The sequence below is a fragment of the Sphaerisporangium sp. TRM90804 genome (assembly GCF_029846175.1).
GTDB lineage: Bacteria > Actinomycetota > Actinomycetes > Streptosporangiales > Streptosporangiaceae > Sphaerisporangium.
This window is the reverse complement of record NZ_JARWAC010000038.1, coordinates 75,697-86,878: the sequence shown is the minus strand read 5'-3', so window position 1 is coordinate 86,878 and position 11,182 is coordinate 75,697. Positions and strand designations below refer to the sequence as shown.

Below are 11,182 nucleotides of genomic sequence, written 5' to 3'. Positions count from 1 at the left end.
TCGGCTACCCCGCCTGCCCCAACCTCGAAGACCAGGCCCAGCTCTTCGAACTCCTCGACCCCTCCCGCATCGGCGTCGACCTGTCGGAGGAGTTCCAGCTCCATCCCGAGCAGTCCACCTCCGCCGTCATCGTCCACCACCCCGAAGCCAAATACTTCAACGTCTGACCCTTATCCACCAGACGGTACGGTCGACGCAGTGATACGCGCCGTCAGGGGGATTCAGTTGGACGCGGTTTTCTTCGACATGGACGGGACTCTCGTCGACACCGAGAAGCTCTGGTTCGAGGTCGAGTCGGAGGTGATGCGCGGCCTGGGCGCCGGCTGGTCCCACGAGCACCAGGAGAACACCGTCGGCGGGTCGATGCCCGCCACGGTGGCCTACATGCTCAAGGTCAGCGGCTCCGACCGCGACCCCGGCGAGATCGCCAGGCTGATGCTCTCCAGCCTGCTCGACCTGCTCGCGACCGGCTTCGAGGTCATGCCCGGCGCCCGCGAGCTGCTGTCGGAGGTGCGGGCCGCCGGCGTCCCCGTCGCCCTGGTCACCTCCTCCACCAGGGCGATCACCGACGCCGTGCTCGACGGCATCGGCCGCGAGTCCTTCGACGCCGTGGTCACCGGCGACGACGTCGGCCACTTCAAGCCCGACCCCGAGCCGTACCTGCTGGCCGCCCGCCTCCTCGCCGCCGACCCCGCCCGCTGCGCCGCCATCGAGGACTCCCCGAACGGCGTCGCCTCCGCCACCGCGGCCGGCTGCGCCGTCGTCGCCGTCCCCAGTGTCCTGGCCATCCCCGAGGCGCCCCGCCGCCTGGTCGTCGACTCCCTGAAGCGCGTCGACCTGGCCGCCCTACGGGCCCTGGCCGACTCCTGACCCACCACCCCGGGCGACCCGGAGGTCTCCCGCTCCGCGATCTCCTCCTCCCTTAGGGGGCGGGCCATCCTCGCGGAGGAGGAGCGATCAACTTCACACGTGCCAGGATGGAACGGTAAAGCGATGACGAGGGGGCGGCCGTTATGTCGTACGAGCAGATCGCCTGGCTACCGCTGTGCGCCGGGGTCACCGCCGCGGGGCTGGTGCTGAGCTTCATCGTGCTCCGCAGGCGGGGCGCGGGGGCGGGGCTGCGGGGCGCGGCCTGGTCGCTGATCCCGTTGGCGGCCTACCTCACCGGGGCCCTGCCCGCGCTCTGGCAGGCCGGCACCGCCGTGGCCGGGTTCGTCGCCGGGCTGGTCTTCTCCCCCATGGTGTGGGCCGGGGTCGCCGTCGCGGGTCTGTCGGTGCTGCTCTTCATGGTCTCCGGCCTGCTGCGCAGGCGAGGCAGGCGCGCCGCGCCGGCCGAGCGTCCGGCCCGTGCGCCGCAGCCCGCCGCCCCGGCCGCGGGCGCGGGCGCCGGGGCCCCGACACAGCCGAACCGCAGGCCGCTCCCGCCGAAGCAGGCGGCGCCGGCCGCCGACGACGACCTGTCCGACATCGAGGAGATCCTCAAGCGCCGGGGCATCAGCTAGCCCCCGGCCCGGCCCCGGACGCCGGCGCGGATCATCGCCGCGCCCGCCCGGACGCCCCGGAGGGCGCCCGCACGGCCGATGTCATCACGTTTCGGTAACAGCCGACGAGCCCCGGAACGCCCGACGGAAACGGGCGCCGGGGCTCGCGGCGTCCCGGCCCCGCGTGCCCGCCGGCGTACCCCGGAGACCCGGCCCGAGGGCGGCGCGCGCTCTCTTCCCGGCCCCACACGGGTTCCTACGCCGTGTCACCGTTCCCGGACAGAACCCTGACACGTCCCTGACATCCGGACCAAGATCGATACAAATGAATTTCGCATGAATCACAGTTGAGCCACATAGCAGCTTGAGGTACTGGTCATTGCAGCTCAGCACATAGATTCTGCGTCCGGGGGCCGTGTACGCGGCCTGCCCGAACATGGGGCGACGTCCGAGAGCCACCGGCGACCGGACACCGCGTCAGACGGAGAACCTCGTCTGGATCCAGGGGGCCGAACAAATATGACCGCACCGCTCGACGTCTCCGGCTCGGAGCTCGAGGCCGCGCCGGATGCCGTGCTGGACGGCACGCGGGCCAAGGCCATCGAGGGCCGGTCCCTCGGGCAGATCGCGTGGATGCGGCTCAAGCGCGACAAGGTGGCGCTCACCGGTGCCGGGGTGGTGGTCTTCCTCATCCTGGTCGCCGTCTTCGCCCCGCTGATCGTCGGCCTGATCGGCCACGAGCCCACGAAGTTCAACCAGGACCTCATCAGCTCCGAGACGATGGCGCCCGTGGACGGCACCGGCATCAGCTGGACCCACCCGTTCGGCGTCGAGCCGGTCAACGGCCGCGACATCTTCAGCCGCATCATCTACGGCGCGCGCATCTCCCTGCTGATCGCCTTCCTGGCCACGCTGCTCTCGGTGGTCATCGGCACCATGCTCGGCGTCATGGCCGGCTACTTCGGCGGATGGGTCGACTCGGTCATCAGCAAGGCCATGGACGTCTTCCTCGCCTTCCCGCTGCTGGTCTTCGCCATCGCCCTCGCCGGCATCGTGCCCGACACCGCCTTCGGCCTGTCCGGCGACGCGCTGCGGGTGTCCCTGCTGGTCTTCATCATCGGGTTCTTCAACTGGCCCTACATCGGGCGCATCATGCGCGGCCAGACGCTCTCGCTGCGCGAGCGCGAGTTCGTCGACGCCGCCCGCAGCCTCGGCGCGCGCGGGCCGTACATCATCTTCCGTGAGATGCTGCCCAACCTGGTGGCGCCGATCCTGGTGTACGCCACCCTCCTGATCCCGACGAACATCCTGTTCGAGGCGGCACTGTCGTTCCTCGGCGTGGGCGTCCGGCCGCCGACCCCCACCTGGGGCGGCATGCTGTCGGACGCGGTGCGGTTCTACACGATCCCGCACTTCATGTTCTTCCCCGGTATGGCGATCTTCATCACCGTGCTGGCCTTCAACCTCTTCGGTGACGGTCTCCGCGACGCCCTCGACCCGAGGGCACGATGAGCTCGATCCCGTTCCCCCGTAGATTCCCTGGCTCCGACAACAAGGGGTTGTGTAGATGAAGAGAAAGACCACACTGGGGCTGACCGCCCTGGGGGCGGCCTTGTCCCTGGCGTTGTCCGCCTGTGGTGGCGGTGCCACCTCGACGCCGAGCCAGACCGGCGCGGCGCCGGCGGGCGCGCCGCCGGCGGCGTTCAACGCCGCCGTCACGCAGGTGTTCAACCCTTCCGACAAGAAGGGCGGGATCATCAAGTTCGCCAACGCCGGCGACTGGGACTCCCTCGACCCCGCGGACACCTACTACGGCTACTCCTGGAACTTCGCCCGTCTTTACGGGCGCACGCTGGTGATGTTCAAGCCGGCGCCCGGAGACGCCGGCAACGAGCTCGTCCCCGACCTGGCCGAGAGCCTCGGCACGCCGAGCGACGACGCCAAGACCTGGACCTACAAGATCCGCACGGGCGTCAAGTTCGAGGACGGCACGCCGGTCACCTCGAAGGACGTCAAGTACGGCATCATGCGGTCGTTCGACAAGGAGGTGTTCCCCGACGGGTACACCTACTTCAACGACACGCTGAACTGGCCGAAGGACTACAAGGGCCCCTACAAGTCCAAGGGCGTCAACGTCGACAGCGCCATCGAGACGCCTGACGACCAGACGATCGTCTTCCACCTGAAGCAGGCCTACAGCGGCTTCGACTACTTCGCGCAGCTCCCGGCGACGATGCCCGTCCCCGAGGCCAAGGACACCGGCGCCAAGTACCGCGAGCACGTCATCTCCACCGGGCCGTACATGTTCGACAAGAACGAGATCGGCAAGGGCTTCAACCTGGTCCGCAACCCCAACTGGGACCAGGCCACCGACCCGCTCCGCAAGGCGCTGCCCGACGGCTACGAGGTCACGGTCAACGTCAACGCCGACGACATCGACAACCGGCTGCTCTCGGGCGACCTGCACGTCGACATCGCCGGCACCGGCGCCCAGCCCGCCTCGCTGAGCCGGCTGCTGACCGACCCCGCCCTGAAGGCCAACACCGACAACCCGACGCTCCCGCGTCTCTGGTACACCTCGGTGAACGGCAACGTGGCGCCCCTGGACAACCTCGACTGCCGCAAGGCCGTCCAGTACGCCGCCGACAAGGCCGCCTACCAGACCGCCTACGGAGGCGAGTTCTCCGGCGGCCAGATCGCGACCAGCCTGATGCCGCCGATCATCCCGGGTGCCAAGAACATCAACCTGTACCCCAGCGGCCCGGACAACCACGGTGACGAGGCCAAGGCCAAGGAGCACCTCACGGCCTGCGGTCAGCCGAACGGCTTCGAGACCAACATCGCCTACCGCAGCGAGCGCCCCAAGGAGAAGGCGGCCGCCGAGGCCCTGCAGCAGTCGCTGGGCCGGGTGGGCATCAAGCTCACGCTCAAGCCCTTCCCCCAGGCCGACTACTTCGCCCTGTACGCCGGCAAGCCCGGTTACGCCAAGGACAACAAGCTCGGCCTGGTCGTCAACGGCTGGGGTGCCGACTGGCCCGACGGCTACGGCTTCCTGTCGCAGATCGTCGACAGCCGGGTGATCCGCGAGACCGGCGGCTCCTCCAACATCAGCGTTCGCGACCCCGAGGTCGACAAGATGCTCGACCAGGCGGCCGAGCAGACCGACGTCGCCGCGCGTGAGGCCATCTGGGGCCAGATCGACCAGAAGGTCATGGAGGGCGCATACATCCTGCCCGGCCTGTGGGCGAAGAGCCTGCTGATCCGCGGCAAGGGGCTGACGAACCTGTATGTCAGCAACTCCACCAACATGTACGACTACCTGAACATGGGCCTGCAGTAGCCACTGCGTCGCCCGAAAGATCCGATTAGGCACGTGAACGCGGCAGGGGGCCGGCCCGATGGCCGGCCCCCGGAGCCGGGGGGACAGTGGTCACATACATCATCAGGCGCCTGATCTGGGCGGTCGTCATGATCGCGATCGTGAGCATGATCACCTTCGCGATCTTCTTCCTGGTGCCGCGGCTCGCGGGGGCGACCTCCGAGAGCCTCGCCGCGCGGTACGTCGGCCGTACGGCGTCCGCGCAGCAGGTGACGGTCGCGGCCGAGAGGCTGGGCTTCAACGACCCGCTGATCGTGCAGTACGGCCGCTTCGCCAAGGGCATCGTCACCGGCGCCGACTACGACTACGGTCCCGGCGTCGAGCGCTGCCCGGCGCCCTGCTTCGGCTACTCGTTCCTCACCCGGCTGCCGGTGTGGCCCGACCTGCTCAACCGGTTGCCGGTCACGCTGTCACTCGCCCTGGGGGCCGCCGTCATCTGGCTGATCGCCGGAGTGGCGACGGGCGTGCTGTCGGCGTTGAGACGCGGCAGCTTCTTCGACCGGGCGGCGATGGGCATCGCGCTCGCCGGCGTCTCGCTCCCCATCTTCTTCACCGGCATCGTCTCGCTGGTGGTGTTCAGCTACGGACGCCCGCTGGCGCTGACGGCGCCCGGCGGCAGCTTCACCCCGTTCTTCGTCAACCCGGCGCAGTGGGCCTACAGCCTGATCCTGCCCTGGATCACGCTGGCCTTCCTGTACGCGGCCGGGTACGCCCGGCTCACCAGGTCGGGCATGCTGGAGACGATGAACGAGGACTACATACGCACGGCGCGCGCCAAGGGGCTCACCGAACGCGTGGTCGTCTTCAAACACGGCCTGCGCGGCGCGCTCACCCCGATTCTGACGATCTTCGGTCTCGACCTCGGCCTGCTCATGGGCGGCGCGGTGCTCACCGAGAGCACCTTCTCGCTGCCGGGCATCGGCAAGTACGCCATCGACGCCATCACCAACCAGGACCTTCCCAAGGTCATGGGCGTCACCCTGGTCGCCGCGTTCTTCGTCGTGGTGGCGAACCTGGTCGTCGACCTCCTGTACGCGGTGGTCGACCCGAGAGTGAGGCTCTCGTGAGTTTTCTCGAGCTCAAGGACCTGCGCATCCACTTCCCGACCGACGACGGCCTCGTCAAGTCGGTCGACGGGCTGTCCTTCGCGCTGGAGCGCGGCAAGACGCTCGGCATCGTGGGCGAGTCCGGGTCCGGCAAGAGCGTCACCAGCCTGGGCATCCTCGGCCTGCACAAGGGCGGCCGGGCCAAGATCTCCGGTGAGATCTGGCTCGACGGCGAGGAGCTCGTCTCGGCCACGCCCGAGCACGTGCGGACTCTGCGCGGCAAGAAGATGGCGATGATCTTCCAGGATCCGCTGTCGGCCATGCACCCCTATTACACGGTGGGCCAGCAGATCGTCGAGGCCTACCGGATCCACCACCCGGTCGGCAAGGCGGTCGCGCGCAAGCACGCGATCGACCTGCTGGGCAGGGTCGGCATCCCGCAGCCCGACCGGCGGGTCGACAGCTACCCGCACGAGTTCTCCGGCGGCATGCGCCAGCGCGCGATGATCGCCATGGCGCTGAGCTGCGACCCCGAGCTGCTGATCGCCGACGAGCCGACGACGGCCCTGGACGTCACCGTCCAGGCGCAGATCCTCGACCTGATGCGCGACCTGCAGCAGGAGTTCGACTCCGCGCTGATCATCATCACGCACGACCTCGGCGTGGTCGCCGAGCTGGCGGACGACATCCTGGTGATGTACGGCGGCAGATGCATCGAGTACGGCTCGGCGTCCGACATCTTCGAGCGGCCCGAGCATCCCTACACCTGGGGGCTGCTGGGCTCGATGCCCCGCCTCGACCGCGAACGCACCGACCGGCTGATGCCCATCAAGGGCACGCCGCCGTCCCTGATCAACGTGCCGTCCGGCTGCGCGTTCCACCCGCGCTGCGCCTACGAGCCGCGCACGGACGGCAAGGCGACGACGAAGGTGCCCGACCTGCTCGAGACCGAGGGCGGCCACCTGGTGCGCTGCCACCTGTCGAAGGACGAGCGGCGTGGCATCTGGGAGAACGAGATCAAACCCACCCTGGAGTCCGCGTGAGCCAGTCGACCGAGTCCCTGCTCTCCGTCCAGGGCCTCGAGAAGCACTTCCCGATCACCAAAGGGCTGTTCCAGCGGCAGGTCGGGGCCGTCAAGGCGGTCGACGGCCTGACGTTCGACGTCGTCAAGGGCGAGACGCTCGGCCTGGTGGGAGAGTCCGGCTGCGGCAAGACCACCACCGGGCGCCTGATCACCCGGCTGATCGAGCCCACGGCCGGGAAGATCGTCTTCGAGGGCAAGGACATCAGCCACATGTCGCAGGGCGACCTGCGCCCGCTGCGCCGCGACATGCAGATGATCTTCCAGGATCCCTACAGCTCGCTCAACCCGCGCCACACCGTCGGCGCGATCGTCGGCGCCCCGTTCCGCATCCAGGGCGTCAAGACCGAGCAGGGCACCAAGAAGGCCGTCCAGGAGATCCTGGAGCTGGTCGGGCTCAACCCCGAGCACTACAACCGCTACCCGCACGAGTTCTCCGGCGGCCAGCGCCAGCGCATCGGCATCGCCAGGACGCTCGCGCTCAAGCCCAAGCTGATCATCGCCGACGAGCCGGTCTCGGCGCTCGACGTGTCCATCCAGGCCCAGGTGGTCAACCTGCTGGAGGACCTGCAGAACGAGCTCGACCTCACCTACGTCGTGATCGCCCACGACCTGTCGGTGGTCCGGCACATCAGCGACCGCGTCGCCGTCATGTACCTCGGCAAGATCGTCGAGATCGCCGACAGCGCCATGCTGTACAAGGCGCCGCTGCATCCCTACACCAACGCGCTGCTGTCGGCCGTGCCGGTGCCCGACGTGAAGCGGCGCACCCAGCGCGACCGCATCCGCCTGCAGGGCGACGTGCCCAGCCCGATCAACCCGCCGCCCGCCTGCCGGTTCCACACCCGCTGCTGGAAGGCGCAGGAGGTCTGCCGCACCGTCGAGCCGCCGCTGGCCGAGCTGCTCCCCGGCCACCAGGTGGCCTGTCACTTCCCGGAGAACACGCCGCAGGACGCCGGCCCCGCCGAGCCCGTCGCCGCCGCGGGCGACGCGGGTGATCAGGGGATCGCGCCCGGGGTGATCAACCCGGTCTCGTAGGCCAGCACCACGGCCTGCACGCGGTCGCGCAGCGCCAGCTTGGTGAGCACGTTGCCGACGTGCGTCTTCACGGTCGTCTCGCTGACCACCAGTTCGGCGGCGATCTCGGCGTTGGACATGCCCCGGGCGATCAGGCGCAGCACCTCAAGCTCGCGCTCGGTCAGCCGGTTGACCCGCGCCGGGGTCGCCTGCTGGTGGGCCGAGGGCAGGCGGGCGGCGAACCGGTCGAGCAGCCGCCTGGTCACGCTCGGCGCGACGATCGCGTCGCCCGCGGCCACCACCCTGATCGCCTGCACGAGCTCGTCCGGCGGCACGTCCTTGAGCAGGAAGCCGCTCGCCCCGGCCCGCAGCGCCTCGACGATGTACTCGTCCAGGTCGAAGGTGGTCAGCACCAGCACCCGGGGCACGTGCGCGCCGGGCGCGGCGTCGCGCACGATGCGCCGGGTGGCGTCGATGCCGTCGACGCCGGGCATGCGGATGTCCATGAGGACGACGTCGGGCAGCAGGGCCCGCGACTGGTCCATCGCGGTGGAGCCGTTGCCCGCCTCGCCGACCACCGTGAGGTCGGTCTCGGCCTCCAGGATCAGGCGGAAGCCGGTACGGAGAAGCGGCTGGTCGTCGACCAGCAGCACCCTGATTGTCATCTGTCAGTCCTTGAGGGGGAATCGTGCGCGGACCTCGAATCCGCCCCCCTGTCGTGGGCCGATCCGCAGGATTCCACCATAAAGGGCAACTCGCTCGCGTATGCCGACCAATCCATGCCCGGGGCGGTGGTCCGGCCCGCGGGCGGGACGCTCGGCGCCGCGCCCGCGCCCGTCGTCCTCCACCTGGACGAGCAGCATGCCGGGCTCGTGCCGCACGGTCACCCACGCCCGCGCCGCCGGGCCCGCGTGGCGCAGGCTGTTGGTGAGGGCCTCCTGGACGAGGCGGTAGGCCGCGAGGTCGATGCCCGGGGGCAGCGCCCGCCGCTCGCCCTCCATCCACAGCTGCGCGCGCAGCCCCGCCTCGCGCATCTGGTCGACCAGGCCGGGCAGGTCGCCCATGCCGGGCTGGGGGGCCAGCTCGCCGGCCTCGCCGTCGGTGCGCAGCACGCCGACGATGCCACGCATCTCGCGCATGGCCGTCCTGCCCAGCTCCTCGATCGCCACGAGGGCGTCCTTGGCGGCCTCGGGCCGGGTGTCCAGCACCTTGCGCGCCGCCGCGGCCTGGACGGTCATCACGCTCACGTGGTGGGCGACCACGTCGTGAAGCTCCCGGGCGATGCGCGACCGCTCCTCGGCCCGGGCGGCGCGGGTGTCGGCGTCCCTGGCCCGTTCGAGGCGCTCGGCCCGGTCGACCAGCTCGGCGAGGTAGGCCCGGCGCAGCCGCACCGAGCGGCCGATCACCCACACCGCCGTCGTGACCACGACGACGAAGGTGTGCGACGTCCAGTCGTCGGCGAAGCCGGACGCCACCATGGCGGTGACGTAGCCCGCGGCCCACACCGCGAGGGCCACCAGGCTGAGCGCCAGCCCCCGGTAGGCGGCCACCGTGTAGACCAGGACGAGCGAGGCCACGCCGGTGATCCCGAGGCCGGGGGACAGCACGGAGAGGGCGATCTGCGGCGGCTCGGCGGCGCACAGCATCAGGAACGGCCAGCGCCGCCGGAAGACCACCGGAAGGCACGCCAGAAGGATGAGGGCGACGCCGGCCACGACCGGCGTCGTGTCCGGGCCCTCGGCAGGGGCGCGCAGGACGAGCACCCCCGCCGAGAGCGCCGCCAGCAGGGCCGCGAACGCGGAGTCGCCGATCAGAGGATGGCGTCTCAGCCATTGACGCGGACTGGCGGGGGCGGTGCGCACTCATCAAATTTAGGTCTTCTGAGCTGGTGGCCACCCTGCTGGGGGCGGAGATGCCCCTCATCCCCCGGGAGGAGCCGGTCACCGGCGGGCCGCGGCCGGGGTCGCGGCGGCCGGCCGCGACGCGCCGTTCGGCGACGGTGCGGCGCGGGAGGAGACCGGCGGGGACGGTGAGCCACCGCACCGGACCTGGCTCAGACGGCGTCGTGGCCGGGGCCGGACGGCGCCGGGCGGGCCGGCGCGCACCGGCCGTACCGGGCCTGGCCGTGCGCGCGCTCGGGCGGCCGCGTGCCGGAGGCGGGCAGCCGCAGCACGAAGCCGGTGCCCCCGGTCGGCAGATCACGCAGCTGCAGGGTGCCGTGGTGGGCGTGGGCGATGCCCCGGGCGATCGACAGGCGGAGCCCGGCGCCGCTGCCCGGCGGGCAGGCGGTGTCCAGCCGGGTGAACGGCCGGCAGGGCTCCTTCGCGGCGCCCTCCGCCGGGCCCGCGCCGCCGCACAGCACCCACAGCTCGGCGATGTCCCCCTCCTGGCGCACCTCCACGCGCACGGTGCCCGTGGTCTGGCGCCGGGCGCTGTCGAGCAGGAGGGAAAGGGCCTGGCGCAGGTGGGCCGGGCTGGCCTCCACGAGGATCCCCCTGGGGCGGGGCAGCTCGACCTCGTGCCGGTCGTCGCGCTGGGACGCCTCGTCGTGCGCCAGCCGGGCGAGGTCGACGTGCACGCGCTCGGCGGACGGCCGCGGCTCGGGCCGGGCGAGCACGCCCAGCGCGGCGATGGTCTCCTCCAGCTCCCCGACGCCCCTCAGGGTGCGGTGCAGCAGGTCGTCCAGGCGGGTCTGGTCGGGGTGCAGCAGGGCCTCCTCCAGCTCCGCGCGCAGCCCTGCGACCGGCGACCGCAGCTCGTGCGCGGCGTCGCGGGCGAACCGGCGCTGCTCCTCGGCCATGACGTCCACCTGCCGCCGGGCGCTCTCCAGCCGCGCCAGCGTGCCGTTGACGGTGCGGGCCAGCCCGCCCAGGGAGGCGTCGCCGAGGGGTTCGCACACCCGGGCGCTCACGCCGGTCCGGTTGATCACGGCGAGCTGGGCGCGGACGGCTTCCAGGGCGTCCCGCCGCCGCGCGGCGGACATCCGCGCCGGGCTCGGCGCGTCGGTGGCGACGCTCATCTGGCCGGCCCGCCATGCCCGGGGCGTCACACCGGTCATGATCTCGCCCTCCCCCCGATCGCGGCCGCCGCTGTGCGCGGTGGCCCCGCCTTCCAGCATGGCATCGGGAAGGGGCTCGGAAAGCGCTGTACCAGGCCCTCTGCACCCAGGGACCGGCAG

At 71.0% G+C, this 11,182-nt stretch carries 10 protein-coding genes; 7 read left to right on the top strand and 3 right to left on the bottom strand.

Annotated elements, in window-relative coordinates; all coding sequences use genetic code 11:
* Positions 1 to 225 precede the first annotated feature (225 nt).
* The 7 genes from PYR91_RS35125 to PYR91_RS35095 all read left to right on the top strand — a co-directional run bounded on the left by PYR91_RS35125 (position 226) and on the right by PYR91_RS35095 (position 8,025).
* Positions 226 to 870, top strand: a complete 645-nt coding sequence (locus PYR91_RS35125) for an HAD family phosphatase (RefSeq protein ID WP_279787118.1) — start codon at positions 226 to 228, stop codon at positions 868 to 870.
* Between the two features lie 143 nt (positions 871 to 1,013).
* Positions 1,014 to 1,502, top strand: a complete 489-nt coding sequence (locus tag PYR91_RS35120) for a cellulose synthase (protein WP_279787116.1) — start codon at positions 1,014 to 1,016, stop codon at positions 1,500 to 1,502.
* Between the two features lie 498 nt (positions 1,503 to 2,000).
* Complete coding sequence (locus PYR91_RS35115; protein WP_279787114.1) at positions 2,001 to 2,993, top strand: ABC transporter permease; 993 nt, start codon at positions 2,001 to 2,003, stop codon at positions 2,991 to 2,993.
* Positions 2,994 to 3,048: 55 nt separating this feature from the next.
* Positions 3,049 to 4,821: an ABC transporter substrate-binding protein gene (locus tag PYR91_RS35110; RefSeq protein WP_279787112.1), complete on the top strand. Its 1,773-nt coding sequence runs from the start codon at positions 3,049 to 3,051 to the stop codon at positions 4,819 to 4,821.
* Between the two features lie 86 nt (positions 4,822 to 4,907).
* Positions 4,908 to 5,927 (top strand): ABC transporter permease, encoded by a 1,020-nt coding sequence (locus tag PYR91_RS35105; protein ID WP_279787110.1) that lies wholly within the window; start codon positions 4,908 to 4,910, stop codon positions 5,925 to 5,927.
* Complete coding sequence (locus tag PYR91_RS35100; RefSeq protein ID WP_279787108.1) at positions 5,924 to 6,949, top strand: ABC transporter ATP-binding protein; 1,026 nt, start codon at positions 5,924 to 5,926, stop codon at positions 6,947 to 6,949. The genes PYR91_RS35105 and PYR91_RS35100 overlap by 4 nt, the downstream gene beginning before the upstream one ends.
* Positions 6,946 to 8,025 (top strand): dipeptide ABC transporter ATP-binding protein, encoded by a 1,080-nt coding sequence (locus PYR91_RS35095; RefSeq protein WP_279787106.1) that lies wholly within the window; start codon positions 6,946 to 6,948, stop codon positions 8,023 to 8,025. Before PYR91_RS35100 ends, PYR91_RS35095 begins: the two co-directional genes overlap by 4 nt.
* Here the strand turns inward: PYR91_RS35095 and PYR91_RS35090 are convergent.
* From PYR91_RS35090 to PYR91_RS35080, 3 genes are all read right to left on the bottom strand, one after another.
* Positions 7,986 to 8,669, bottom strand: coding sequence for a response regulator transcription factor (locus PYR91_RS35090; RefSeq protein WP_279787105.1), 684 nt, complete (start codon positions 8,667 to 8,669; stop codon positions 7,986 to 7,988). The two genes, PYR91_RS35095 and PYR91_RS35090, sit on opposite strands and share 40 nt — an antisense overlap.
* Before the next feature lie 3 nt (positions 8,670 to 8,672).
* On the bottom strand, positions 8,673 to 9,866 hold the full coding sequence (locus PYR91_RS35085; protein ID WP_279787103.1) for a sensor histidine kinase: 1,194 nt from the start codon (positions 9,864 to 9,866) through the stop codon (positions 8,673 to 8,675).
* Positions 9,867 to 10,057: 191 nt separating this feature from the next.
* Entirely contained in the window at positions 10,058 to 11,062 is a 1,005-nt protein-coding gene (locus PYR91_RS35080) for a HAMP domain-containing sensor histidine kinase (protein WP_279787101.1), read from the bottom strand.
* Positions 11,063 to 11,182: the final 120 nt, after the last annotated feature.